This is a genomic window from Xanthomonas sp. NCPPB 1132 (genome assembly GCF_056629235.1).
The window spans coordinates 3,859,731-3,884,898 of the sequence record NZ_CM152819.1 but is presented as its reverse complement, the minus strand read 5'-3'; the positions used below and the strand labels follow the sequence as shown (position 1 = coordinate 3,884,898).

Here is a 25,168-nt window from a genome sequence, read left to right as displayed (position 1 = left end):
CCGGAGACCTTCCATGAACCTGCTTTTCTCGCGCGGCGCGATCATTGCCGCCCTGTTGACCGCCACGGCCCCGGCCGTCGCCGCCATCGCCCCGATCCAGGCGCGCCTGGCCAATCCCGACGGCGGCATCTTCGTCGTCGCCCACCGCGGCTGCCACAACCCCGCGCCGGCGCATGGCTTCGCCGGGCATGCGCCGGAGAACTCGCTGCTGGGCCTGGAGCGCTGCGTGGCGCTGGGCGTGGACATGTTGGAAACCGACATCCGCCGCGCTGGCGACGGCACCCTGGTGATGTTCCATGACGCCACCGTCGACCGCACCACCGACGGCACCGGCAAGGTTGCCGAACTGACCTGGCCGCAACTGGCACGGTTGCGCCTGCGGGACGACGAGGGCGGCGCCGACGCGCCGCTCACCGACCAGCATCCGCTGACCCTGCAGCAGATGCTGGCTGCGGCCAAGGGCCGGATCATGCTCAACCTCGACGTCAAGGCGCCGATCTACGCCGAGGTGGTCGACGCGGTACGCCGCGCCGGCATGGAGCGCCAAGTGGTGGTCAAGACCGAAGTCGGCGTCGCCAGCCAGAATCTGGCGTCGATGCCGCCGTTCGACCGGATCAACTTCACCCCGGTGCTGCTCAACCCGCCGGGCACCGACGACCTGGTGCAGACTGTGCGCACCCAGACCGACGGCAAGGTGCGGCCGGTGGCGATTGAACTGCCGCGGATGCGTCTGGCGCAACTGCCGGCGGTGGCGGCGCTGGCCAAGCAGCGGCACGTGCGGCTACTGGTCAATACGCTGTGGGAAGGCTTCGTCGCCGACGTCGGTGGCGATGCCGATGCGGTGCGCGATCCGGAGGCGGTGTGGGGGCGGCTGTATCGGGCCGGCATCGGCGCCTTCCAGACCGACGAACCGGAAGCGCTGTTGCGCTATCGCGCCTCGCTGGAAAAGCCGTGAGCCGCGCATGACCGCGCTACTGTCCGGAATCGGTCGGTGCGCGACCGCTTGCGGACGTGGCGATTGCGGGCGTCGCCAGCGCAGCATAGGTAATTCAATGCGTTAGCGTGGTTCGGTGCTTGGCACGCAGCCTGCTGCACAGCAGGCATGGATATCGCGAAATCCCCGAACCATTCGTTCTGGCGCCAGCGCCGCCGCTGGCTGGTGGCGGCCGCCATTGGCGTGGTGCTGTTGGGCGTGGCGCTGCTTGGCAGCGGCCGCGCCGCACCGCGGGTGGCGCGCAGCGAAGTGTGGATCGATGCGGCCACGCGCGGCGAGATGCGCCGCGAGGTCCGCGCCAACGGCGTGCTGGTGCCGCGGCAGATCCGCTGGATCACCGCAGGGGCGCCGGCCACCGTGCAACAGCAACTGGTCGAGGCCGGCGCGCGCGTACAGGTCGACACGCCGCTGCTGCAACTGGCCAATCCCGAACTGGAAGCCGGCCTGGACCGCGCCCGTGCCGCGCTGGCCGCCGCCGATGCCGACCTGGCCGCGCTGCACGCGGCACTGGCCTCGCAATTGCTCGACCAGCAGGCGCTGCAGGCGCAGGCCGAGTCCGAGTTGCAGATCGCGCAGATCAAGGCCAAGGCCTACCAACGCGGCCACGACGGCGGCGCGATCTCGGTGATCGACCTGACGCAGAGCCAGATCGTCGAGGCGCAGCAACGCGGCCGTGCCGATATCGAACGCAAACGCGTGGCCGCGTTCCGGCAGAACATGGCCGCGCAGCTGCGCGCGGCACAGGCACGGCGTGAGCAGGCCGCCAGTGCGCTGGCCATCGCCACGCAACAGGCCGACTCGCTGCAGGTGCGTGCCGGCAGCGACGGCATCCTGCAGCAGGTGGACGTGGAGCCCGGCCAGCGCGTCGAGGCCGGCGCCAAGCTGGCGCGGGTGGCGCGCCCGGACGATCTGCTGGCACGCCTGCAGGTGCCCGAAGTCCTGGCCAAGGACGTGATCGAGGGCCTGCCGGTGGCGGTGGACACGCACAACGGCGTGGTCAGCGGGCAGGTGGCGCGGATCGATCCGGCGGTGCGCAGCGGCAGCGTGACGGTCGACGTGCGGCTGACGCCGCCGCTGCCGCCCGGCGTGCGCCCGGACCTGTCGGTGGACGGCCGGATCGTGCTCGGCACGCTGCGCGACGTGGTCAGCATCCCGCGCCCGGCGCTGGCCGTGCCCAACGCCGCCGGCAGCCTGTTCGTGCTGCGCGACGGCGGCGACACCGCGCAGCGCATCCGCGTGCGCTTCGGCGCCGCCTCCAGCGACCGCATCGAAGTCCGCGCCGGCCTGCGCGCCGGCGACCGCGTCGTGCTGTCCGACACCAGCCAGTGGAATGCCGACACCACCTTGCGCTTACGCTAGCCTCACCAGGAGAGATCCCGCATGACCGCAGTTCCCGCACCTTCCGCCGCGCCGCTGATCCACCTGCACGGGCTCAGCAAGGTCTTCCACACCGAGGAAGTGGAGACCCACGCCCTGGCCGAGATCGCACTGGACGTGGCGCCTGGCGATTTCGTCGCCATCACCGGCCCGTCCGGCTGCGGCAAGTCGACCCTGCTGTCGATCCTGGGCCTGCTCGATGCGCCCAGCGGCGGCACCTACCGGCTCAACGGCCGTAGCGTCGCCGAACTGGATACGGTCGGCCGCGCACGCATCCGCAACGCCGAGATCGGCTTCATCTTCCAGGCCTTCAACCTGATCGCCGACCTCACCGTGGAAGAGAACGTGGCGCTGCCGCTGACCTACCGCGAGGGCGCCCAGCGCGGCCAGATCCGCCAGCGCGTGCGCGAGGTGCTGGAACTGGTCGGCATGCAGCATCGCCACAAGCACTATCCGGGGCAGTTGTCCGGCGGCCAGCAGCAGCGCGTGGCGGTGGCGCGCGCACTGGCCGGCAACCCGTCGATCCTGCTCGCCGACGAGCCCACCGGCAACCTGGACAGCCGCAACGGCGAGGCGGTGATGCAGTTGCTCGAACAACTGCACGAGAACGGCACAACCTTGTGCATGGTCACCCACGATCCGGCGTTCGCGCGGCGTGCGCAGCGCATCGTGCACATGCTCGACGGCCGCATCGTCGACGAAGACACCTTCGAGCGGTTGCGCCACGAACAGGACGTGGCGCTGCCGGCACGCGCCGCGGGGCAGGCACGATGAGCGCCGCCCTGCAATGGGCCGAAATGCGGCAATCCTGGCGCACGCTGGCGCGCAAGCCGGGCTATCTGCTGCTGGCGGTGCTGACCCTGGCGCTGGGCGTGGCCACCACCACCGCGGTGTTCGCGCTGCTCGACCAGGCCTTGCTGAAGCCGCTGCCGTTCCCGCAGCCGGAGCGGCTGGTCACCCTCGGCCTGTCCAGCGACCCTGGCCGCAATGTCGCGGCACCCGGCTACTACCCGGTGTTGCGGCGCATGTCGAGCCTGCAGTCGGTCGGCATCGCGCGCGGGTTCCCGGTGCCGGCCAACGTCGCCCGCGGCGCTGCCAGCGAGGTGGTCGCGTCGATCAGTGCCGATGCCGGCTTCCTGCGCACGCTCGGCCTGCCGATGGCGGCCGGGCGCAACTTCAACGACGAGGAAAGCCGGCCCGGCGGGCCGCAGGCGGTAATCCTCAGCCATCGCTTCTGGCAACGCTATTTCGGCGGCGATCCGGCGGCGGTGGGGCGTGCCCTGCAGGTGGAAGGCAAGCCGGTGCAGATCGTCGGCGTGCTGCCGGCGGAGTTCCCCTGGGCCGAGCCGTTCGACCTGATCCGCAACATGCAGCCGGACCTGGCCGCGACCAACCTGTCCACCAACGAGATCGTGGTGGCGCGGTTGCGGCCCGGCGTCAGCGTGGCCGCCGCGTCCGCGCAGACCGCGACGACGCTCCAGGCCCTGTTGCGCAACAGCCCGCACATGGACGCGTCGTGGTGGGCATCGCTGCAGCGACGGCCGCCCAACGCGCTGCCGCTGCAGGACAGCCTGTACGACGCCAACAGCGGCAACACCCTGTGGCTGTTCTTCGCCGCGGCCGCCTGCGTGCTGCTGATCGCCGCGATCAACCTGACCAGCCTGATGCTGCTGCGCGCGCTCGGGCGCAGCCACGACAGCGCGGTGCGTGCCGCACTGGGCGCCTCGTGGCTGCGCTTGAGCCTGCCGGCATCGGCCGAAGGCGTGCTGATCGGCGCGCTCGGCAGCCTGGCCGGCCTGGCGCTGGCGTGGCTGGGACTGCGTCTGCTCGGCGGTTGGGTGCCGCTGATGTGGATGCGCGGCGAGGCCCCGCACCTGACCGGCGCCAGCGTGCTGTTCGCGCTGCTCGCCGGTGGCGCGACGGCACTGCTGGCGGCCGCGCTGGGCATCGTGCGTGGTCGCCGCCGCAATCTGGTGACGGAACTGGTTGGTGGTGGGCGTGGCGGCTGGAGCCTGCAGGCCGGCCGCCTCGGTCGTGTCCTGGTGATCGCGCAGGTGACCATCGCCGTGGTGCTGCTGATCGGCGCGGCCCTGTTCACCCGCACCCTGCAGAAGCTGGCGGAGGTGCCGATGGGCTTCGAGAGCCGCTCGGCGGTGGTGTTCACCCTGGCGCCGGTGAAGGAGCGCTACGTCACCGCGGCCGATGCGGTGGAACAGACCCGGCGCATCGTCGCGCGGCTGCAGCAGGTGCCGGGCATCGACCGCGTGGGGGTGTCGACCAATCCGCCGACGGCGACGCGATTGAGCTGGAGCGTGGAGATCGATGGCGCGCCGTCCGTCGACAGCCAGTACCGGTTGGCCACGCCGCAGTTCCTGGAGGTCTTCCGCATTCCCTTGCTGGCCGGGCGCGGGATCGCCGACAGCGATGTGGCCGGAGGCGAGCGGGTCTGCGTGGTGAGCGCCAGCTTCGCTGCGCGTTACCTGCACGGGCAGGCGCTGGGCAAGATCGTCAGCTTGCCCGACGACGGCGGCGACCAGCGCGTGTCGATGCGCGTGGTTGGCGTGGTCGGCGACGTGCGCCACACCAGCCCGGCCGAGCCGCCGGAGCCGACCGTGTACCAGCCGCTGGCGCAGATGAGCGAGCCGATGTGGCAGATCATCCGCGGCTTCGGCGCGCTGACCTATGCGGTGCATCTGCGGGCCGGCGCACTGGGTGCCGACGAGCGCGCGCTGCGTGCGGCGATCGACGAAGTGGCGCCGCAGCAGCCGATCGCCGATCTGCAGCCGATGCAGGCGTTGGTCGCCAGCACCACCGGCGAACAGAAGCTCAACCTGCTGCTGGTCGGGTTGTTCGCTGGGCTGGCGCTGCTGCTGGCGGCGGTCGGCCTGTACGCGGTGATGGCGGTGGCGGTGGCTGCGCGCCAGCACGAGTTCGGCGTGCGCGCCGCGCTCGGCGCCCCCCCGGCGCGGCTGCGCCGGCAGGTGCTGGGCGAGGCCGGCGTGCAGATCGGGGTGGGCCTGCTGCTGGGCCTGGGCGTGGCGATGGCGCTGTCGCGGCTGCTGCAGCGCTTCCTGTTCGAGGTGCGCGTGGCCGATCCGCTGGCGATCGGCGCGGTGCTGCTGGTGCTGGCTGCGGCCGGCCTGCTCGCCGCGCTGGCGCCGGCGCGGCGCGCGGCGCGAGTGCCACCGATGCAGGCCTTGCGCGCCGAATGATCGCCTCGTTTCTCGATGCGCCCGGCCGCTAGACTCTGCGCCATGACCGACGCCCGCACACCGCCCTTGCCGCGCATCCTCGTCGTCGACGACCAGGCCGACGTGCGCGAGGCCTTGCGCATGCTGCTCAAGAGCGCCGGCTACGGCATGGTCGGCGCCGAGTCGCCGGAGCTCGCGCTGGCCTGCCTGCGCGGCGACGCGTTCGCCGCGGTGCTCGTAGACATGAACTATGCGCGCGACACCACCTCCGGCGCCGAAGGCCTGGCGTTGATCGCGCAGATCGCCGCGCAATGGCCGGGGCTGCCGGTGATCGCGATGACCGCGTGGGCCAGCATCGAACTGGCGGTGGCGGCGATGCGCGAGGGCGCGGTGGATTTCATCGAGAAGCCCTGGCAGAACGCGCGCGTCCTGGCGGTGCTGGAGAGCCGCATCGCGCTGGACCGCAGCCGCCGCGCCGCGCAACGGCTCGGCGAGGCGCAGGCGTTGTTGCTGCAGGATGGCGCCGCCGGCTTCGTCGCCGAATCGGCACCGATGCAGCGCCTGGTCGAGGATCTGCTGCGCATCGCCGGCAGCGGCGCCAACGTGCTGCTGCTGGGCGAGAACGGCACCGGCAAGAGCCTGCTGGCGCAGTTGCTGCACCAGTGGTCGCCGCGCCGCACGCAGGCCTTCGTCAAGGTCAACATCGGCGGCCTGGCGCCGACCCTGTTCGAGGCCGAACTGTTCGGTCACGTGCGCGGCGCCTACACCGACGCGCGCCAGGACCGCGCCGGCCGTTTCGAACTGGCCGACGGCGGCACCCTGTTCCTGGACGAGATCGGCAACCTGCCGCTGCAGCAGCAGCCCAAGCTGCTGCGCGCGATCGAGGACGGCGAGTTCGAGCGACTCGGCTCCTCGTGCACGCAACGGGTGGACGTGCGCATCGTCGCGGCGACCAATGCCGACCTGGAGGCGGACGTGGCCGCCGGCCGCTTCCGCCAGGATCTGCTGTACCGGCTCAACACCTTCCAGGTGCGCGTGCCGCCGCTGCGCGAGCGCGGCGCCGACATCCTGCCGCTGGCGCGGCATTACCTCGCCGCCGCCTGCACTCGCTACCGGCGGCCGCTGCCGACGCTGGCGCGCGACGCCGAGCGCGCGCTGCTCGGTTACGCCTGGCCCGGCAACGTGCGCGAACTGGCGCATGCGATGGAGCGTGCGGCGCTGCTGGCCGACGGCAGCACTCTGGACAGCGACGATCTGCGCCTGCAGCCGGCGACGAATGGGCACCTCTAAAAACCCCACCTTTGGCATCATTGGTCTGGAGAACACGCCGAGGACGCCACGATGATCAGCCTGTTTGCCGGCCACGAACGCGAAGCCAAGCGGCAGCAGATCGGCGATCCTCTGGCTCTGCTGTCACGGCATATCGACTTTGCCGGGATTGCTCACGCCGTAGACGCGAAGCTGTCCTTGGGTACCGGCAAGCGCGGCGGCCGTCCGGCTTGGCCGACGCAGATGATGATCAAGCTGCTGCTGTTGCAGCAGTTGTACAACCTCTCCGACGATGCGCTGGAGTATCAGGTGCTGGATCGGCGCAGCTTCCAGCAATTCCTTGGACTGGAACACAGCGGCAAGGTGCCCGACGCCAAGACGATCTGGGTGTGGCGCGAACGGCTCAAGACCAAGGATCTGATGGGCGACATCAGCACGGCGATCGGTGAGCAATTGCAACGTGCTGGGTTCATTGCCCGCGGCGGTCAGATCATCGACGCCAGCATCGTCAGCGCTCCGATCCAGCGCAACACGCGCGAGGAGAACGCGCAGATCAAGCAGGGCGATGACGTCGGCCAGGACTGGAGTGATGCCAAGCGTGCGCAGAAAGACGTGCAGGCACGCTGGACCAGGAAGCATGGGGTGACGTTCTACGGCTACAAGCTGCACGCCAGCACGGACCGCCGCTGGGGTTTCATCCGCCGCTACGACGTGAGCGCGGCCAACGTGCACGACAGCCGCCACTTCGAGCAGGTGCTGGACCCGGACAACACCGGCCGCACGGTATGGGCCGATAGCGGGTATGCCGATGCAGCGCGAGAAGCAGACCTGAAAAAGCGTGGTTACCGCCCCGCGATCCAACATCAAGGGCAGGCACGCAAGCCCTTGAGCGAGGCAGCAAAGCGCCGGAACCGTCGCATTGCCAAGGATCGGGTGTTCGGCGAGCACCCGTTTGCGCGCTTGGCCCAACAAGGCGGCAAGTTCGTACGCTGCATCGGCTTGGCGCGGGCAAAGGTGGTGATCGGGCTGAAGGTCGCCAGCCATAACGTGATGCGGCTGGCACGGCTACAGGAGCGGGCCATGGTGCCGGCGTGATCGGCTGAGGTGGCCGAGCGGCCACCTCAGCCTCCCAACCACCACGATCAGGCGCCGCTCTGGTGCCGTTGCGACAGATGCTGCCCCTGGCTCCAGGTCGTGGCAGGTTGTTCGAGGTGCCCGAATGCCGCGCCGGCACTGTCGACGCAGCTCACCCTGGAAGAAGCCGAGGCGCTGCTGCTGAAGCAGGCGCTGGCGCAGCACCAGGGCAATCTGCAGCGCACCGCCGACCAGCTCGGCATCACCCGGCAGAGCCTGTACCGGCGCCTGGGCAAGCACGGGCTGCGCAGCGATGACGCCGGCTGAGCGACAGCGCTTCCGGCCGCTGTGGCTGGTGGCGCCGGCTTCGCTGGCCTTGGTGCTGGTGCTCGCCGCCGGCGCGCCGCGGTGGCCCGAGGCGGTGCTGTTGCTGCTGTGCGTGCTGCTGCTGACCGCGGCGCTGTGGCGCTGGCAGCAGCGCGACGCCGGGCAGCGTCTGCGCACCCTCGGTGGCCTGCTGGACGCGCTGCGCGAGGGCGACTACAGCGTGCGTGCGGCGCAGGACGCGCGCGATGCCGACGGCCTGCTGGCGCGCTTCAACGCCCTGGCGCAACGCCTGCAGGACGAACAGCGCGATTCGCACGAAAGCCTGCAACTGCTGAGCAAGACCCTGGCGGCGCTGGACGGGGCGGTGTTCGCGTTCGAGCAGGACCAGCGCCTGCGTCTGATCAATCCGGCCGGCGAGCGCCTGCTCGGCATCGCCGCGCCGCAGGCGATCGGGCAATCCGCGCAGGCGCTGGGGCTGGCCGGTCTGTTCGACGTGCCCTCGGGCAGCATCCAGGCGCATGCGTTCGCCGGGCAACAGGGGCGCTGGCAGATCGGCCACGCCGCCTTGCGCAGCCGCAGCCAAGCCGGGCGGCTGCTGCTGGTGCAGCCGATGGAGCGCGCGCTGCGCGAGGAGGAGGCGCAGGCCTTCCGCCGCCTGCTGCGCGTGCTCAGCCACGAGATCAACAACTCGCTGACGCCGATCGCCTCGATCGCCGACACGCTCTCGCGGCTGCTGGCGGCCGCGCCGCAGGCACTCGACGCCGAACTGCAGGCCGACCTGCACAACGGACTGGGCGTGATCGAACAGCGCAGCGCGGCGCTGCAGCGCTTCCTGGGCGGCTACGCGCGGCTGGCCAGGCTGCCCGCGCCGGTCCCGGCGCCCGTGGCGCTGGCGCCGCTGTGCGCGCGCGTGCAGCGGCTGCTGGACGATGCACGAGTGCAGGTGGAAATCGACCCGCCGCTGCACGCGCGCGCCGACGCCGATCAGCTCGAGCAGGTGCTGATCAATCTGCTGCGCAACGCCCTGGAAGCCGGCGGCAGCGCACCGGTGACGCTGCGCGCCTGCGGCGACGGCGCTGGTGTGCTGATCGAAGTGCGCGACGGCGGTGCCGGCCTGCCGCCCAGCGACAACCTGTTCGTGCCGTTCTTCACCACCAAGCCAGGTGGTTCGGGCATCGGCCTGGTGCTGTCGCGGCAGATCCTGGAAGCGCAGGGCGGCAGTTTGCACCTGGAGGCGCGCACCGATGCGCCCGGCAGCGTGGCGACGCTGCGCCTGCCGCTGGCGTAGGGTGGGGTAGGGGGCATCCACCCCTTGCGCCCCGTGCTGATACTGCGCGTCTCCTGGATGCTCCATGCCGTCGTAGGAGCGGCTTCAGCCGCGACGGGCGTTCCCGATAACCCCCGTCGCGGCTGAAGCCGCTCCTACAAAACACCAGCGCGTTCAATCGTGTCGCGGCAACCGCAAACCGTTGGCGGTGTTCCGACCCGCATAGCGCCGATGACCCCAGACGCGCCAGGGCGAGCCCGCTCGCCGCGTCGTCGCCGCAACAGGCAAAATGGCCGCTTCCATCGGGAGCCTGCATGCCACTGGACGACACCGCCCCGCACGCCGCGCGGCGCCCCCGGCGCTGGATGCGCCTGCTGCCGTGGCTGCGCTGGGGCACGGTGGCGCTGCTGTGGAGTCTGTTGTTGCTGGACCTGGCGTTCCCGCTGCCGCTGCCGAAGTCGCGCGACACCTCGACCCTGGTGGTGGCCGCCGACGGTACGCCGCTGCGTGCCTTCGCCGACAGCAACGGCGTCTGGCGTTATCCGGCCACCCCGGACAGCGTCTCGCCGCTGTACCTGCAGGCGCTGCTGAACTACGAGGACCGCTGGTTCTGGCAGCACCCCGGGATCAATCCCTGGGCGCTGCTGCGTGCGGCCAAGCAGTGGCTGTTCTCGCGTCACATCGTCTCCGGCGGTTCCACCCTGACCATGCAGGTGGCGCGCATCCTGATGCCGCCCGAGGTCAGTACGCGCACGCCGTGGGGCAAGGCCCAGCAGGCCCTGCGCGCGTTGCAGTTGGAAGTGCATTTGAGCAAGCGGCAGATCCTGCAGCTGTACCTGGAGCGCGCGCCCTACGGCGGCACCATCGAAGGCGTGGAGGCGGCGAGCTGGGCCTACCTGGGCAAGCCGGCCGCGCGCCTGTCGCAGGCCGAGGCGGCGTTGCTGGCGGTGCTGCCGCAGGCACCGAGCCGGCTGCGCCCGGACCGGCATCCGGAGGCGGCGCGCGCGGCACGCGACAAGGTGCTCGAACGCATGGTCGCGCTGCGCGTGTGGCCGCGCGCGCAGGTCGACGACGCGCGCATCGAACCGGTGGTGGCGCGCTCGCTGCAGACGCCGCTGCACGCCGCGCTGCTGGCCGAGCGCCTGCGCCAGCAGCACCCGCACGCCGCGCACATCGTCTCCACCCTCGACGCCGACCTGCAGCGCACCCTGGAGGACCGGGTCAGCGCCTACTTCTCGCAACTGCCCGAGCGCACCTCGGCGGCCTTGCTGGTGGTGGACAACCGCGACCTGCAGGCGCGCGCCTACATCGGCTCGGTGCAGTTCGGCGACCGCCGCCGGCTCGGCGACGTGGACATGGTGCAGGCCTGGCGCTCGCCCGGCTCCACGCTCAAGCCGTTCCTGTACGGCATGGCCCTTGACGATGGCCTGATCCATTCCGAAAGCCTGCTGGTCGACGCGCCGCAGAGCTTCGGCGACTACCGCCCGGGCAATTTCGACGAAGCCTTCAACGGCCCGATCGGCGCGGCCAGCGCGCTGCGCCTGTCGCTCAACGTGCCGGCAGTGGACCTGCTCGACCGGGTCGGGCCGGCGCGCTTCGCCGCGCGGTTGAGCAACGCCGGCATCGGCCTGCGGTTCCCGCGCGGCAGCACGCCCAACCTGGCGCTGATCCTCGGCGGCACCGGCGCCAAGCTGGAGGAACTGGTCGGCGCCTTCGCCGCGCTCAACCGCGACGGCATCGCCGGCCACGTGCGCTACAGCGCGACCGACCAGCGCATCGAACGGCGGCTGATGTCGCCCGGCGCAGCCTGGATCGTGCGCGAGATGCTCGAGGCCAATCCGCGTCCGGGCTACGGCATCGGCACCTTCGACGTCGGCGCGCGCCCGCGCGTGGCCTGGAAGACCGGCACCAGCTACGGCTACCGCGATGCCTGGGCGATCGGCAGCACCCGCCGCTACACCGTCGGCGTCTGGGTCGGCCGCCCCGACGGCACGCCGCTGCCCGGCCAGTACGGCGCGGTGACCGCGCTGCCGCTGATGTTCGAGACCATCGACAGCCTGCCGCGCCTGCGCGGCGACAACGCACCGCGGCCGATGCCGGCGACGGTGCAGCAGGTGGACGTGTGCTGGCCGCTGGGCATCGCCGCCGAGCAGACCCCGCCGGCCTTGTGCCAACGGCGCTTCTCCGCCTATGCGCTGGATGGAGCGGTGCCACCGACCTTCGCCGAGCGCGACGCGCGGCTGTGGAGCGCCGGCCGCGAGACCGTGCAGGTGGACGCGCACAGCGGCCTGCGCCTGTCGCCGGATTGCGCGCAACCGCACGAGGCGGTCACCCGCGACCTGGCCCGCTGGCCGGCACTGCTGACCCCATGGCTGCACGCCAGCGAGCGCCAGGCCGGGCAATTGCCGGCGCTGTCACCGGACTGCCGCGACGACGGCCGCGGCCGCAGCGACGTATTGCGCATCGAAGGCCTCAACGACCGCGCCACCCTGGCGCGCGCGCCCGGCAGCACCACGGTGCGTCTGCAGGTGCGCGCGCTGGGCACGAGCACCCCGGTGGACTGGCTGCTGGACGGCCGCTGGATCGCCCGCACCGAGGGCGCACGCACCTTCCAGCGCGACTTCGCCGACGCCGGCGACCACACCCTGACCGCCCTGGCGAGCAACGGTGCCTGGACCCAGGTGCGGTTTCGGGTGTTGCGTTGAGCAGCGGAGGCGCGCGCTCGTAGAAGCCAACTGTCACGCAACGACGACGATCAGAGTAGGCGGCGATCCGACCTAGGAAGCAGTCGGGACTGAAGTCCCTCCCACATTGCTCTCGGACACCGATAACTGCGGTCCCTGTTGAGGTGACGGTCGCTTGGCTTTGGCTGTTGCTGTCGCTCTTGCTGTTGCTTTTGACTGCCGGGTTCCCTTCCGAAGCGGCGGCCAGTACGGGGAAAAACCCCGAAGGGGCGGCGCACATGGATGTGCGCCGTTCGCGGCAGGGGCAGGATGCCCCTTCCGCGGATCCCCGGGATGGACGCGGACCCGGAGCGCGTCAGCGCGGAGGGCGCGAGGCAGGGTGTGCTTTCTTTTGGTTACTTTTCTTTGCACAAGCAAAGAAAAGTGACTCGCCCGCAAGGGCGAAAGCCTTCGCTTTCGCTTGAGATTTGTGTATCGCGCCACGAGAAAAAACGTAGGAGCGGCTTCAGCCGCGACAGGCGCCATCGAAACGGCCTGTCGCGGCTGAAGCCGCTCCTACGAGAGGGCGTTAGCCTATCCGGCTTACTTGCCGATCCAGCCTTCCAGCATGTCCGAGAACTCGTCGGCGTGCTCTTCTTCCTGGGCCAGGATGTCTTCCAGGATGCGCTTGGTGGTGGTGTCCTTGTCGCCGACGAAATTGATCATCTCGCGGTAGCTGTCGATGGCGATGCGCTCGGCGATCAGATTCTCCTTGACCATGTCGCGCAGATCCTCGCCTTCCTTGTACTCCGCGTGCGAGCGCGCGGTCAGCGTGTCCGGATTGAGGTCCGGCTCGCCGCCCAACTGCACGATACGCTCGGCCAGCTTGTGCGCATGCGCCTGCTCCTGCTGCGCGTGCTCCAGGAACTCGGCCTTGACCGCGTCGGCGAGCATGCCGGCGGCCATGAAATAGTGGCGGTAGTAGCGCAGCACGCACACGTACTCGGTGGCGAGCGCGTCGTTGAGCATCTTGATCACCGCCTCGCGGTCGGCGCTGTAGGTCTTGGTGATCGCGCCGTCCTCAATGCTCTGGCGGGCATTGGCGCGCAGCGTGGCGGTATCGGTCAGACCGGCGGTGTGCTGCAACGGCTTGGCGTCGGTCTTGGGGGAGGCTGGCTTGTTGGACATGGCTGGCCGTTTCCTGTGGTGGGTAAGGGGGAGTGGATCAGTCGGGAAGATATTGCAGCACGTAGTCGGCGGCGGAGACCTTGAACTCGCCCGGCGCCTCGACGAACAGCGCACGCACCACGCCGTCGTCGGCGTACAGCGCGAAGCGGCGCGCCCGCACGCCCATGCCGTAGCTGCTGGCGTCCAGTTCCAGGCCCAGCGCCTTGGCGAAGTCGCCATTGCCGTCGGACAGCATCTGCAGGCCGTCCGGCACCAGCTGGCTCTTGCCCCAGGCCTGCATCACGAACGGGTCGTTGACCGCCATGCAGTACACCTCGATGCCGCGCTTGCGGAACTCCTCGAAGTGCTCCACATAGCCGGGCAGGTGCTTCTCCGAACAGGTCGGGGTGAAGGCGCCGGGTACCGCGAACAGCAGCACGCGGCGGCCGTCGAACAGGGTGCGCGTGTCCACGGCTTCGACGCCGTCGCGGATGCGCTGCAGCACCACTTCGGGAATGCGTTCGCCGGTCTGGATGGGCATGTCGGGCTCCTTGGATGAACCGAGTCTAGAAACGGAAATGGGAAGGTGGCGTCAACGCCTTGAAAAGCGCCGCGGCAGGCCTATCTGACGGGCATGGACGGCGGGCCGGTCCCGCCGCCGCGAACCGTCCCCTTCGGGGTGTACCTCATTCACGTTTCAGGAGACCACGATGAGCATCGTCCGTTATCGCCAGTGGCCGGCCCAGGCCGCATTCCAGAACGAGATCAAGCAGGTGTTCGACCGCTTCTTCGACCCCAATGGCGGCACCGACGAATCGGCCGTCGTCACCGCGCAGTGGGTGCCGCGCGTGGACATCAAGGAGGAGCCGGAGCGCTTCGTGCTGTACGCCGACCTGCCGGGCATCGACCCGTCGGAGATCGAGGTGTCGATGGACAAGGGCATCCTCTCGATCAAGGGCGAGCGCAAGAGCGAATCGTCCGCCGACACCGAGCGCTTCTCGCGCATCGAGCGCCGCTACGGCAGCTTCCACCGCCGCTTCGCGCTGCCCGACAGCGCCGATCCGGATGGCATTTCCGCCACCGGCTACCATGGCGTGCTGGAAGTGCGCATCCCCAAGCGTCCGGCGAGCACGCCGCGTCGCATCCAGGTCGATACCGGGGCCACGATCGTGCAGTAAGCGCGCGCTCGCAGCGGCGTCGCCATCGCGACGCCGCGCCCTCGCCGCCGGCCGTAGAATGGCCGGGCGATGGCGCATTGCATGCAACCGGCCCGTTGCCGCAAGGCGGCGGGCCGACTCTTTTTGAGGTGATGGATGGAATTCAAGGATTACTACGCGACCCTGGGCGTGGAACCCAGCGCTGGCGATGCCGAGATCAAGACCGCGTACCGGCGGCTGGCGCGCAAGTACCATCCCGACGTGAGCAAGGAGCCTGGGGCCGAAGAGAAGTTCAAGGCCGTCAACGAGGCCTACGAGGCCTTGCGCGACCCGCCCAAGCGCGCTGCCTACGACCAGTTGCGCGCGCAGGGTTACCGCCCGGGCGAGGAGTTCCACGCGCCGCCCAACTACGGTGGCGCGCAGGGCTTCGATTTCGAGGAAGTATTCGGCAACGGCGGCGCCGGTGGCGGCTTCAGCGATTTCTTCGAGAGCCTGTTCGCCCGCCAGCAGCGCGCCCGCCAGGGCGGCGCCGGTCCCGGTCCGGGGCCGGGCGCGCCGCGTGGCGATACCCGCGCCAAGCTGGCGGTGCCGCTGGAGGCGGTGTACGCCGGCGACAGCGTGCGCATCACCATCAACGGCAAGCAACTGGACGTGCGCGTGCCCAAGGGCGTGCGTTCCGGCCAGGTGATCCGGCTGAGCGGGCAGGGCAACGGCGGCAGCAACCTGCTGCTGGAGATCGAGTACGCCGCGCATCCGCAGTTCGAGGTGGACGGCCGCAACATCCTGTACACCCTGCAGGTGACCCCATGGCAGGCGGCGCTGGGCACCAGCATCAGCGTGCTGACCCTGGGCGGGGCGGTGGAACTGAAGATCCCGCCCGAGTCCGATGCCGGCCGCAAGCTGCGCCTGCGCGGCCGCGGCCTGCCGGGCACCCCGCCCGGCGACCAGATCGTCGAACTGGAAGTGCTGGCGCCGGCGCCGGAAACCGAAGCGCAGCGCAAGGCGTATCGCGGGTTGGCCAAGGCGTTTGGCGAAGCCGTTTGATTGGGGCCGGGATTGGGGATTAGGGATTGGGGATTAGGGATTGGGGATTCGCAAGAGCGGTGTCCCCGGCGCTGCAACGTCGTAGGAGCGGCTTCAGCCGCGACAGGCATTACCGGTAACGCCTGTCGCGGCTGAAGCCGCTCCTACAAGGCGCGCCGACTGCATGCGGTCTTACGCCGCGCACTCAAACGCTGCCCGTAAACCCGCCCTTACCAATCCCCAATCCCCAATCCCGATTCCCGGCTTCTAGGGCGCATCCTCGCCACTGAATACGCGCTCGATCACCTCGTACAGCTCGTCCTCGGAGAACGGCTTGGTGATGTAGGCGCGGGCGCCCTGGCGCATGCCCCACATGCGGTCGGTGTCCTGGTCCTTGGTGGTGACCAGGATCACCGGGATGTTCTGCGTGGTCGGCTCGCGGCGCAGGGTGCGGGTGGCCTGGAAGCCGTTGAGGTTGGGCATCACCACGTCCATCAGCACCAGGTCCGGCAAGGCCGCCTTGGCCGCTTCCACGCCGGCGGCGCCGTCGGTGGCGGTGATCGTTTCGTGCCCCAGCTTTTCCACGATGCGCTGGATGCCCAGCAACTGCGACGGCGAATCGTCGACGATCAGAATGCGTGCCATGTCGTTCCCCCTAGGAGGCTCCGAGTGTAGAGGCAGCGGCGCGAAGGCGGAAAGCGTTGCGTGTCACAAAGCGTCGGCGTGGCTACGCGCTCGGATCCAGCCGCACCACGGTGCGCCCGAACGACTGCCCGGCCAGCATCGTGGCGAACACCTCCGGCAGGCCGGCCAGGTCCACTTCGCGGGTGCAGATCGTCTCCAGGTGGCGCGGCTTCCAGTCGCTGCCCAGGTGGTGCCAGATGCGGTCGCGCAGGTCGCGGGCGGTGCCGGCCGAGCCGATGCCCAGCAGCGACACCCCGCGCAGGATGAAGGGCATCACCGTCATGTCCAGCTCCGCGGTCGCGGCCAGGCCGGCGCTGGCGACGTTGCCGTACGGCGCCGTCTGCGCCAGCAGGCTGGTCAGCATCGCCCCGCCCACGTTGTCCAGGCCGCCGCCGAAGCGCACCGATTCCAGCGGCCGGCTGGTCTGCAGGGCCTCGCGGCCCAGCACCTGGCTGGCGCCCCAGGCCTGGAGCTGCGCGGCGCGCTCGGCCTTGCCGCTGACCGCATGCACCTCGAAGCCGGCGCGGCTGAAGATGTCGACCGCCAGCGAGCCGACCCCGCCGGTGGCGCCGGTCACGCACAGCGGGCCGTGCGCCGGGGTCTGGCGGTTGTCGAGCAGGCGCAGCAGCGCCAGCGCCGCGGTGAAGCCGGCGGTGCCCAGCACCATGCTCTCGCGCAGGCTCAGCCCGGCCGGCAGCGGCACCACCCACCTGGACTCCAGGCGCACGTACTCGCTGTAGCCGCCGTCGCGGGTCTCGCTGAGGCCGCAGCCGGTGACCAGCACCGCGTCGCCTTCCTTGAACGCCGGGTCGCGGGAGGCGACCACGTGACCGGCCACGTCGATGCCGCCGACCAGCGGGAAGCGGCGCAGGATCTTGCCCTGGCCGGTACCGGCCAGCGCGTCCTTGAAGTTCACCGACGACCAGGCCGCGCGGATCACCACCTCGCCCTCGCTGAGCTGGTCCAGGGACAGCGGGACGAGGCCGGCGTGGTAGCCGCTGTCGTCCTGGTGGATGCGGAAGGCGGAGAACTGGGCGGGAACGGACATGGAACACCTTGGTCGGCACGCAGGAATGCACCAAGATACCCTTTCGAAACGGCGGGTCTGCCCCATCTTGTAGAATCGGCGACTCATTTCCGGTGACCGGCGCGTGACCGACGCGGCGCCACCTTCCTTTTTGGAGCATGCATGGCCTGGAACACACCTGGCGGCAAGGGCGGAGACGGCCCGGACAATCACGGGCGCGGTCCCTGGCCGCCGCGTGGCGGCAATGGGGGAGGCAAGTGGGGTGGGTTGCCCGGTCCGCTGAAGGACCTGTTCGGCGACGGCGGCGGCATAGGCCGCTGGATCCTGGGCGTGGTGGTGCTGATGCTGCTGTTCAGCAGCTTCCAGTTGATCGGCGAGCAGCAGCGCGGCGTGGTGCTGCGGTTCGGCCAGTTCTCGCGGATCCTGCAGCCCGGCCCGAACTTCAAGCTGCCGTGGCCGATCGAGACCGTCCGCAAGGTCGACGCCACCCGCATCAAGACCTTCGACAGCCAGCTGCCGGTGCTGACCGGCGACGAGAACATCGTCAACGTCTCGCTCAACGTGCAGTACCGGGTCGAGGATCCGCGCACCTACGTGTTCGGTGCGCGCAACGCCGACCTGGTGCTGGAGCAGGCCGCGCAGAGCGCGGTGCGCGAGCAGATCGGCCGTTCGAACCTCAATGCGGTGCTCAACAACCGCGGGCCGATGGCCGTGGCCGCGCGCGAGCGCCTGCAGGCCGCGCTGAAGGCCTATCACACCGGCCTGATCGTGACCGGCCTGACCCTGCCCGACGCGCGTCCGCCGGAGGAAGTGAAGTCGGCCTTCGACGAGGTCAACGGCGCCCAGCAGGTGAAGGCGCGGCTGATCGACGAAGCCCAGGCCTACGCGGCCAAGGTGGTGCCGGAGGCGCGTGGCCAGGCGGCGCGCACCCGTACCGTGGCCGAAGGCTACAAGGAAGCGGCGATCGCCCGCGCGCAAGGCGACGCCGAGCGCTTCACCCTGCTGCAGCAGCAGTACCAGAACGCGCCGGACGTCACCCGCAAGCGGCTCTGGCTGGAGACCATGCAGCAGGTGCTGGCGGAAAACCGCAAGGTCATCGGCAGCGACGGCCGCCAGCTGATCTATGTGCCGATGCCGGCCGACAGCAAGGCGCCGGCGGCGGCGACCCCGCCGACGCCCACCACGTCGCTGCCGACGTTGCCGCAGGAGGTGTTGCTGCCGGCCTTGAACAGCTCGTCGGCCGAAAGTGTCCGCAACCCGGAGCGCACGCCGCGCCCGACCGGCCGTGAGGAGATCCAGCGATGAAACTGTCATTGTGGGCGGGCATTGCCGTCGTCGCGCTCTTCGCGCTGCTCAGCTCGGCGTTCGTGGTGCCCGAGGACAAGGCGGCGATGGTGCTGAACCTGGGCCGCGTGGTGCGTGCCGACCTCAAGCCGGGCCTGCACTTCAAGGTGCCGCTGGTCGAGTCGGTGCGCATGTTCGACCGCCGCTTCCAGGTGATCGACACCAATCCCGCGCGCTACTTCACCGCCGAGCAGAAGGACGTCAGCGTCAGCTTCTTCGCCATCGGCTACATCTCCGACGTGCGCGCCTTCTTCCGCGCCACCCAGGGCGGCGACGAGAAGGTGGCCAACACGCTGCTGGCGCCGATCATCACCGATTCGCTGCGCAACCAGATCAACTCGCGCACCCTGCAGCAGCTGGTGTCCGGCGACCGCAGCGAGCTGATCGCCAAGCAACTGGTGGCGATCAATGCGGCGAGCAAGACCCTGGGCATGCAGATCGTCGACCTGCGCATCAAGCAGATCGACCTGCCGACCGACAGCCAGGTGATCAACGACGTGTACGAACGCATGCGCGCGCAGCGCAAGCAGGAAGCGGCCAAGCTGCGCGCCGAAGGCGAGGAGCAGGCGCTGACCATCCGTGCCCAGGCCGACCGCGAGAGCACCGTGCTGGTCGCCGAGGCCGAGCGCGACGCGCAGAAGCTGCGCGGCGAGGGCGATGCCGAGGCCGCCAGCGTGTACGGCAAGGCCGGCTCCGCCGACCCGTCGTTCTACGCCTTCTACCGCAGCCTGGAGGCCTACCGCGGCGGCATGGCCGACGGCAACGGCGTGATCGTGCTCGACAAGAACGATCCGTTCCTGCAGTACCTCAAGAGCGAGCGCTGAGGGGCGGGATTGGGGAGTCGGGATTGGGGATTCGCAGGAGCGGGTTCCCGGTCGCCAGGCATCTGTAGGAGCGGCTTCAGCCGCGACAGGCATTACTGGGGAATGCCCGGTCGCGGCTGAAGCCGCTCCTACAGGCATCACCGTGTTGCGACCCAGCGTCACCGGAGGCCGCCATGCACGATCTCATCGCCGCGGTCTGCCTGATGGTGATCCTCGAAGGTCTGCTGCTGTTCGCCGCGCCGGAGGCATGGCGGCGCATGGTGCAGCAGATGTCGGGCATGCCGCCGCTGTGGTGGGTGCGCGGCTGAGCCAGGCGGGTGCTGGCCGCCCGGCCTGAACGCGGCCGGTCAGGGGGTGGTGACTGCCACCCAAAACCCGGATAATGCACAAAAGCCGGCCGGGCCCGCTCCACGCGAGCGTCTCGACCGGCTTTTTCCGTGTATGGACCCGCCGCCGCCTGGACGCTCCCCGATGGAGCAACCGCGCTGGTGCCGGTCGGTCCCCGCACGGCCACCACATCCGCGTGGCCCCGACGGTCGCGCAGCAAACCAGGAGTTACCCAGCCATGGGTCAGTCAGTTGTCGTGCTCGGCGCCCAGTGGGGCGATGAAGGCAAAGGCAAGATCGTCGATCTGCTCACCGAGGAAATCGGCGCCGTCGTGCGCTTCCAGGGCGGCCACAACGCCGGCCACACCCTCGTCATCAACGGCAAGAAGACCGTCCTGCACCTGATCCCGTCCGGCATCCTGCGCGCCGACGCGCTGTGCCTGATCGGCAACGGCGTGGTGATCTCCCCGGCCGCGCTGCGCAAGGAAATCGAAGAGCTGGAGACCTCCGGCGTGGAAGTGCGTTCGCGCCTGAAGATCTCGCCGGCCGCGCCGCTGATCATGCCGTACCACATCGCCCTGGATCAGGCCCGCGAGAAGGCCGCCGGCGGCAAGGCCATCGGCACCACCGGCCGCGGCATCGGCCCGGCCTACGAAGACAAGGTGGCGCGCCGCGGCATCCGCGTCGCCGACCTGCATTACCCGCCGCAGCTGGAAGAGCTGCTGCGCACCGCGCTGGACTACCACAACTTCGTGCTGACCAAGTACCTGGGCGTGGAAGCGGTTGACTTCCAGAAGACCTTCGACGAAGCGCTGGCCTTCGGCGAGTACGTGCAGCCGATGAAGTCCGACGTCGCCGGCATCCTTCACGACCTGCGCAAGCAGGGCAAGCGCGTGCTGTTCGAAGGCGCACAGGGCGCGCTGCTGGACATCGACCACGGCACCTATCCCTACGTCACCAGCTCCAACACCACCGTCGGCGGCGCGCTGGCCGGTACCGGCGTGGGCGCGCAGGACATCGACTACGTGCTGGGCATCGCCAAGGCCTACGCCACCCGCGTCGGCGGCGGCCCGTTCCCGACCGAACTGGACGACGAGATCGGCCAGGGCATCCGCGACCGCGGTGCCGAGTACGGCGCCTCCACCGGCCGTCCGCGCCGCTGCGGCTGGATGGACATCGTCGCGCTCAAGCGCGCGGTGGCCATCAACGGCATCTCCGGCCTGTGCATCACCAAGCTCGACGTGCTCGACGGCATGGAGAAGCTGAAGGTGTGCATCGCCTACGAATACCGCGGCAAGCGCACCGAGTACGCGCCGCTGGATGCGCAGGGTTGGGAAGAGTGCACCCCGGTGTACCTGGAGTTCCCGGGCTGGAGCGAGAACACCCACGGCATCACCGTGTGGGACGAACTGCCGCCCGCCGCCCGCGCCTACCTGCGCGCGCTGGAGGAACTGGCCGGCTGCCCGATCTCGATCGTCTCCACCGGCCCGGACCGCGAGCACACCATGGTGCTGCAGGATCCGTTCGCCTGATCCTGGCGCGCGCTGCGGCGTTCAGCGAAAGCCCTGCCTCGGCGGGGCTTTTTTGCGAAAGGATGACGCGCTGGCAGCCACCCGTGCGATAGGCGTGCGACGGCGCGTTGCACGCACCCGACTCCAAGGAAGATCCGCCGATGTTCAATGGCCTGTTCGACACGCTGTTCAATCGCAAGCCGCCGGGCCCGGATGCATTCGCCCGCTTGTTCCTGGAGACGCTGCAGGCGCGCGGCTATGCCGAACCCCTCACGTACCAGCCGGACGCGTTCCGCCTGGTCGGCCAGAACGGCCGCACCATTCACCTGCACAACGCTTACCACTCCTATACCCAGGCCGACCGGCGCAAGCGCGACGAGGCGCTGCACAGCTATGTCGCCGCCTTCCTCAACGAGCAGGAGGAAAGCCGCCAGCAACGCAGCTTCGAGGAACTGCGCGCCACGCTGATGCCGGTGATCCGCAACCGCGGCATGTTCGAGGACCTGCGCCTGGAGCAGCAGTGCGAGAAGGGCATGGACGTGCCGTTTCCCTATGCCTGCCGCGACATCGCCGAGGATTGCGTGGAGTTGCTGGCGCTGGACTTGCCCGATTCGACCTCCACCCTGATCGCCGGGCCGCGGGCGGAGTGGGGCATCACCCTGGACGAGGGGTTGGCCATCGCCCGCGACAATCTGCGCGACGCCACCGAGGACCGCTTCGCCGAAGTCGCGCCCGGCGTGTTCCGCGGCGCCTGGTACGACGCCTACGACACCAGCCGGGCCTTGCTGCCGGATGTGCTGCATCGCGCGCCGGTGGCAGGGCGTCCCGTGTTCATGCTGCCCACGCGCGATTGCCTGCTGGTGGTCGGCGAGCGCGACAACGTGGCCATCGCCCTCATGCTGGAACTGAGTCTGCAAGCGGCCGAACACGGCCGCTGCATCTCCTGGCTGGCCTTCACCTATGACGACGCGCGCCGCATGGTGCCGTTCGTCCTGACGGCGCCCGAGCACCGGCAGCGCCAGGCCGACCTGCGGCGGAGGCTGGATACACCGGCCTACGCCGGCCAGAAGGCGCTGCTCGACAAGCTGCACGAGGCCAACGACGTGGATGTGTTCGTGGCTTCGTTCAACGTCTACCAGGACCGCAACGACAGCACGCAGCAGGTGTCGGTCGGCACCTGGACCGAGGGCGTGGACACCTTGCTGCCCAGGACCGATCACATCGTCTTCGTCGTCCCGCGCGACGACGGCGAAGCCGACGTGACCGTCGCCGAGTGGGAGCCGGCGTTCGCCCTGCTCGGTGACCTGATGGAGCGCCAACCGAATCTGTATCCGCCGCGCTACCGTGTGCGCGCCTTCCCCAGCGCGGAGCAACTGCGGCAATTGCCGCCGGTGTGAATCCCGGTGCGCGGCTTGGTTCCGTGGCGAAGAGGGCACATGCGCAGGATCGCCTCGTGTCGCAAAGCTGCACGTCTCGCACCTGAATCCTCTCGGTGGTGCGTCATGTGCGCTACGTGGCTTCCCGCATGAGATGGCGCTCAAGAATCCGGCCGCGCGGCCGATAGCAGCGCACGGATCGGCGTCGCTGCACATCGGCAGCGACACGCGGGGAACCAGATTGCGACGGCAGTTGCCGCGCCCAGGGCTCCGGCGTGCGCCGCGGCATCTTGGGGAGAACGCAGTGCGCAGTCGCTTGGTTTGGCAGTCGCTCGGGGCGCTGCTGTGGTGGGGTGTGCTCGTGCCGTGCGCGGTGGCACAGACAGCGTCAGCGCCCGCGTGCGCGCCGACGCAGGCGTTGCCGGCCTGCGTAGCGGCCGTGCGTGCCGACGACCCGGCGGCTGCGCTGCGCATGGGCTTGCCGGCCTGGGACGCCGCCGCCGACAAGCAGGGCCTGGTGCCCCTGGGCCTGGAACTGGTGGATGCGGCGTCCGCCGCCGGCAAGCCGGAGACCGTGGTCGCCCTCGGCTCGGCCCTGCTCACCCAGCCGTTGTCGCCGCTGCAGCGGCTTCGTTTGTTCAAGCAACTCAACGGCGCCATCTGGCAGCCGCGCGACGCCGCCCGCATCGCCGAACTCGAAGCCGACCTGCAGCGGTTGGAGAAGGAACTGCCGGACGACCCGCATATCGCCGAACTGTGGCGGCAACTGGCCGCGTCCTACTACCGGATGGGTGCGCAGGACGACGCCCTGCGCGTGGCCCGCATCGCGTTGTCGAAGGTGCGCAAGCATCCCGACCTGGTGGAATACAACGCCAACCAGATCATCTTCATCGTGTCATCGCAGCAGGGGCGCATGCCCGACGCGATCGCCGCCCTGCTTGAGGTCGAGCGGTTGGGCAAGGCGCTGGGCAAGCCGGACGACGCTGCCATGCTGCACAACGCCACCGCGGTGTTCATTTACGCCCACGAATGGGAGAAGGCGATCGCCTACGGCCAGCGTGCGCTGGCCGCCTACGACGCCAAGCCGCGCAAGGGACTGCCGCGCGCAGCCGTGCTTGGCAATCTGGGTGCGGCCTACGAAGGCGCCAACGAACTGCAGCGCGCCGAGGCCATCTACCGGCAGGCGCTGGTGTCGGCGCGCGCCGATGGCAACGCCTCGCTGATCGGCCCGCTCAACAACCTCGCCAACGTGCTATCCAGCCAGCATCGCCCACAGGAGGCCTTGCCCTTGCTGCGCGAAGCGGCCGCACTGCTGGAGAACGCGGCGCACACTGGCGATCATGGCGACAACGGCGAAGGCGCCATCGTTTATTCCACCCTCGGCGTCGCCCTGGCCGATCTTGGCCAGCGCGAAGCCGCCGCCGACGCGTTTGCGCGTTCGCGGCAATTGTTCGCGCAGTCGGACAACGTGACGCGGGGCTTGGAACTGTACCCGCGCATGATCGACAACCTCGATGCGCTCGGCCGCGACCGCGAGGCGCTGGCGCTGATGCGCGAATACAAGGCGGTCAACGACGAAGCAGTGAACGTCGAATCCAAGACCCGCATCGCCGAGCTCGAATCGGCGGTGGACCTGGCGCGCAAGAAGAGCGAACTGGCCGCACTCGGCCGCACCCGCGCCGCCGAACAGGCCGCCTACGCGCAACTGCAGGCGCGCGAACAGCGCCAGCGCAGCGTGCTGTACGGTCTGCTCGCCGCACTGCTGGCGCTGGCCGGCTTCTTCCTGCTCAAGGTGCGCGAAGGCCGTGTGCGCCGCCGCATCAACGCCGAACTGGCGCGCAAGAACGACGAGATCCAGACCCAGCACCGCGAACTGGAACAGCTCACCGCCACCATCCGCCGCCAGAGCGAAGAGGACGCTCTCACCGGCCTGCGCAACCGCCGCTACGTCACCGCCTGGCTGCAGGCACGCGAGGCCGCGGCGACGCCGGAGCGCACGCAGGAGCCGCTGCTGATCGCCCTGCTGGACATCGACCACTTCAAGCGCGTCAACGACCTGCACGGCCACGAAGGCGGCGACCACGCCCTGATGCATCTCGGCGACCTGTTGCGCGAGTGCGCACGCAGCTCGGACATCATCGCCCGCTGGGGCGGCGAAGAGTTCCTTTGGATCTGTCCCGGCGGCACCCTGGCCGACGCCCCGCGGCTGTTCCGCCGCCTGCGCGAACGCCTGCAGGCCGATCCGCTGCTGCGCCCGACCGGCCGCATCGCCCTCACCGTATCGATGGGCGTCAGCCTGTTCCCCGCCCACCCCGGCGGCGACTGGCCGCTGAGCCTGCGCATCGCCGACGCCGCGCTGTACCGCGCCAAGCATGCGGGCCGCGATCGCTGGGTGGGGTTGACGCTGGAAGGCATGGCGACTGATCTCGGCCCCGATGTGTCGCTGGAGGCGCTTGAGGCCGAAGGCCGGCTGCGGCAGAGTGGCGGCGGGGGTGATGGGGTGGTGTTTGTGGCGGGGCAGGGGGTAGTCTGATTCGCAACGCGCAGCCGGACGCAGATCCTGTCGG

General features: G+C 69.8%; 21 protein-coding genes. 17 read left to right on the top strand and 4 right to left on the bottom strand.

Annotation, left to right across the window (positions count from 1 at the left end):
* Positions 1-13 precede the first annotated feature (13 nt).
* From AC1G9L_RS16610 to pbpC, 9 genes are all read left to right on the top strand, one after another.
* Complete coding sequence (locus tag AC1G9L_RS16610; protein WP_019800401.1) at positions 14-955, top strand: glycerophosphodiester phosphodiesterase family protein; 942 nt, start codon at positions 14-16, stop codon at positions 953-955.
* 147 nt (positions 956-1,102) lie between these two features.
* Entirely contained in the window at positions 1,103-2,353 is a 1,251-nt protein-coding gene (locus tag AC1G9L_RS16605) for an efflux RND transporter periplasmic adaptor subunit (RefSeq protein ID WP_481069539.1), read from the top strand.
* A 21-nt stretch (positions 2,354-2,374) separates the two neighbouring features.
* On the top strand, positions 2,375-3,145 hold the full coding sequence (locus tag AC1G9L_RS16600) for an ATP-binding cassette domain-containing protein (RefSeq protein WP_019801072.1): 771 nt from the start codon (positions 2,375-2,377) through the stop codon (positions 3,143-3,145).
* Positions 3,142-5,583 carry an ADOP family duplicated permease gene (locus tag AC1G9L_RS16595; protein WP_481069538.1) on the top strand — a complete coding sequence of 814 codons (2,442 nt, stop codon included), beginning with the start codon at positions 3,142-3,144 and terminating at the stop codon, positions 5,581-5,583. The genes AC1G9L_RS16600 and AC1G9L_RS16595 overlap by 4 nt, the downstream gene beginning before the upstream one ends.
* Positions 5,584-5,625: 42 nt before the next feature.
* On the top strand, positions 5,626-6,852 hold the full coding sequence (locus tag AC1G9L_RS16590; protein ID WP_019801574.1) for a sigma 54-interacting transcriptional regulator: 1,227 nt from the start codon (positions 5,626-5,628) through the stop codon (positions 6,850-6,852).
* Between the two features lie 51 nt (positions 6,853-6,903).
* Entirely contained in the window at positions 6,904-7,926 is a 1,023-nt protein-coding gene (locus AC1G9L_RS16585) for an IS5 family transposase (RefSeq protein ID WP_019798968.1), read from the top strand.
* A 99-nt stretch (positions 7,927-8,025) separates the two neighbouring features.
* Positions 8,026-8,232, top strand: coding sequence for a helix-turn-helix domain-containing protein (locus AC1G9L_RS16580; protein ID WP_481069537.1), 207 nt, complete (start codon positions 8,026-8,028; stop codon positions 8,230-8,232).
* 799 nt (positions 8,233-9,031) lie between these two features.
* Positions 9,032-9,520, top strand: coding sequence for a sensor histidine kinase (locus tag AC1G9L_RS16575; protein WP_481071171.1), 489 nt, complete (start codon positions 9,032-9,034; stop codon positions 9,518-9,520).
* A gap of 293 nt (positions 9,521-9,813) precedes the next feature.
* Positions 9,814-12,204, top strand: a complete 2,391-nt coding sequence (pbpC, locus tag AC1G9L_RS16570; protein WP_481069536.1) for a penicillin-binding protein 1C — start codon at positions 9,814-9,816, stop codon at positions 12,202-12,204.
* Between the two features lie 561 nt (positions 12,205-12,765).
* Here the strand turns inward: pbpC and AC1G9L_RS16565 are convergent.
* Both AC1G9L_RS16565 and AC1G9L_RS16560 read right to left on the bottom strand, forming a co-directional pair.
* Complete coding sequence (locus tag AC1G9L_RS16565) at positions 12,766-13,350, bottom strand: ferritin-like domain-containing protein (protein ID WP_019801047.1); 585 nt, start codon at positions 13,348-13,350, stop codon at positions 12,766-12,768.
* 37 nt (positions 13,351-13,387) lie between these two features.
* Positions 13,388-13,870: a redoxin family protein gene (locus tag AC1G9L_RS16560; RefSeq protein ID WP_019801048.1), complete on the bottom strand. Its 483-nt coding sequence runs from the start codon at positions 13,868-13,870 to the stop codon at positions 13,388-13,390.
* A gap of 169 nt (positions 13,871-14,039) precedes the next feature.
* Here AC1G9L_RS16560 and AC1G9L_RS16555 point away from each other — a divergent pair, with 169 nt between their 5' ends.
* The gene (locus AC1G9L_RS16555; protein WP_019801049.1) at positions 14,040-14,507 is read left to right on the top strand and encodes an Hsp20/alpha crystallin family protein; all 468 of its coding nucleotides are present in this window, start codon (positions 14,040-14,042) and stop codon (positions 14,505-14,507) included.
* 135 nt (positions 14,508-14,642) lie between these two features.
* Positions 14,643-15,530 (top strand): DnaJ C-terminal domain-containing protein, encoded by an 888-nt coding sequence (locus AC1G9L_RS16550; protein WP_481069535.1) that lies wholly within the window; start codon positions 14,643-14,645, stop codon positions 15,528-15,530.
* A gap of 246 nt (positions 15,531-15,776) precedes the next feature.
* On the opposite strand, the gene pilH is transcribed toward AC1G9L_RS16550, so the two are convergent.
* Together pilH and AC1G9L_RS16540 are read right to left on the bottom strand one after the other, a co-directional pair.
* Positions 15,777-16,154, bottom strand: a complete 378-nt coding sequence (pilH, locus tag AC1G9L_RS16545; protein WP_010340114.1) for a twitching motility response regulator PilH — start codon at positions 16,152-16,154, stop codon at positions 15,777-15,779.
* A gap of 82 nt (positions 16,155-16,236) precedes the next feature.
* Positions 16,237-17,241 (bottom strand): acrylyl-CoA reductase family protein, encoded by a 1,005-nt coding sequence (locus AC1G9L_RS16540; protein ID WP_481069534.1) that lies wholly within the window; start codon positions 17,239-17,241, stop codon positions 16,237-16,239.
* 141 nt (positions 17,242-17,382) lie between these two features.
* On the opposite strand from AC1G9L_RS16540, the gene hflK reads away from it, so the two are divergent.
* The 6 genes from hflK (at position 17,383) to AC1G9L_RS16510 (ending at position 25,134) form a co-directional block, all read left to right on the top strand.
* A complete protein-coding gene (gene hflK, locus AC1G9L_RS16535) occupies positions 17,383-18,525 on the top strand; it encodes an FtsH protease activity modulator HflK (protein WP_481069533.1) in 1,143 nt (380 codons plus the stop codon).
* Positions 18,522-19,388, top strand: a complete 867-nt coding sequence (hflC, locus tag AC1G9L_RS16530; RefSeq protein WP_481069532.1) for a protease modulator HflC — start codon at positions 18,522-18,524, stop codon at positions 19,386-19,388. Before hflK ends, hflC begins: the two co-directional genes overlap by 4 nt.
* Positions 19,389-19,561: 173 nt before the next feature.
* The gene (locus AC1G9L_RS16525; RefSeq protein WP_019799843.1) at positions 19,562-19,696 is read left to right on the top strand and encodes a DUF2065 family protein; all 135 of its coding nucleotides are present in this window, start codon (positions 19,562-19,564) and stop codon (positions 19,694-19,696) included.
* Between the two features lie 257 nt (positions 19,697-19,953).
* Positions 19,954-21,246 carry an adenylosuccinate synthase gene (locus AC1G9L_RS16520; protein ID WP_010340110.1) on the top strand — a complete coding sequence of 431 codons (1,293 nt, stop codon included), beginning with the start codon at positions 19,954-19,956 and terminating at the stop codon, positions 21,244-21,246.
* A 140-nt stretch (positions 21,247-21,386) separates the two neighbouring features.
* A complete protein-coding gene (locus AC1G9L_RS16515) occupies positions 21,387-22,622 on the top strand; it encodes a hypothetical protein (RefSeq protein WP_019799841.1) in 1,236 nt (411 codons plus the stop codon).
* Between the two features lie 418 nt (positions 22,623-23,040).
* A complete protein-coding gene (locus AC1G9L_RS16510) occupies positions 23,041-25,134 on the top strand; it encodes a diguanylate cyclase (protein ID WP_019799840.1) in 2,094 nt (697 codons plus the stop codon).
* The last annotated feature ends 34 nt before the right edge of the window (positions 25,135-25,168 follow it).

Coding starts and splice junctions, on each gene's coding strand:
- pbpC (WP_481069536.1), top strand. CDS start 9,814: ATGCCACTGGACGACACCGCCCCGCACGCCGCGCGGCGCCCCCGGCGC.
- hflK (WP_481069533.1), top strand. CDS start 17,383: ATGGCCTGGAACACACCTGGCGGCAAGGGCGGAGACGGCCCGGACAAT.
- AC1G9L_RS16610 (WP_019800401.1), top strand. CDS start 14: ATGAACCTGCTTTTCTCGCGCGGCGCGATCATTGCCGCCCTGTTGACC.
- AC1G9L_RS16605 (WP_481069539.1), top strand. CDS start 1,103: ATGGATATCGCGAAATCCCCGAACCATTCGTTCTGGCGCCAGCGCCGC.
- AC1G9L_RS16600 (WP_019801072.1), top strand. CDS start 2,375: ATGACCGCAGTTCCCGCACCTTCCGCCGCGCCGCTGATCCACCTGCAC.
- AC1G9L_RS16540 (WP_481069534.1), bottom strand. CDS start 17,241: ATGTCCGTTCCCGCCCAGTTCTCCGCCTTCCGCATCCACCAGGACGAC.
- pilH (WP_010340114.1), bottom strand. CDS start 16,154: ATGGCACGCATTCTGATCGTCGACGATTCGCCGTCGCAGTTGCTGGGC.
- AC1G9L_RS16585 (WP_019798968.1), top strand. CDS start 6,904: ATGATCAGCCTGTTTGCCGGCCACGAACGCGAAGCCAAGCGGCAGCAG.
- AC1G9L_RS16525 (WP_019799843.1), top strand. CDS start 19,562: ATGCACGATCTCATCGCCGCGGTCTGCCTGATGGTGATCCTCGAAGGT.
- AC1G9L_RS16590 (WP_019801574.1), top strand. CDS start 5,626: ATGACCGACGCCCGCACACCGCCCTTGCCGCGCATCCTCGTCGTCGAC.
- AC1G9L_RS16595 (WP_481069538.1), top strand. CDS start 3,142: ATGAGCGCCGCCCTGCAATGGGCCGAAATGCGGCAATCCTGGCGCACG.
- AC1G9L_RS16550 (WP_481069535.1), top strand. CDS start 14,643: ATGGAATTCAAGGATTACTACGCGACCCTGGGCGTGGAACCCAGCGCT.
- AC1G9L_RS16520 (WP_010340110.1), top strand. CDS start 19,954: ATGGGTCAGTCAGTTGTCGTGCTCGGCGCCCAGTGGGGCGATGAAGGC.
- AC1G9L_RS16565 (WP_019801047.1), bottom strand. CDS start 13,350: ATGTCCAACAAGCCAGCCTCCCCCAAGACCGACGCCAAGCCGTTGCAG.
- AC1G9L_RS16555 (WP_019801049.1), top strand. CDS start 14,040: ATGAGCATCGTCCGTTATCGCCAGTGGCCGGCCCAGGCCGCATTCCAG.
- AC1G9L_RS16515 (WP_019799841.1), top strand. CDS start 21,387: ATGTTCAATGGCCTGTTCGACACGCTGTTCAATCGCAAGCCGCCGGGC.
- hflC (WP_481069532.1), top strand. CDS start 18,522: ATGAAACTGTCATTGTGGGCGGGCATTGCCGTCGTCGCGCTCTTCGCG.
- AC1G9L_RS16560 (WP_019801048.1), bottom strand. CDS start 13,870: ATGCCCATCCAGACCGGCGAACGCATTCCCGAAGTGGTGCTGCAGCGC.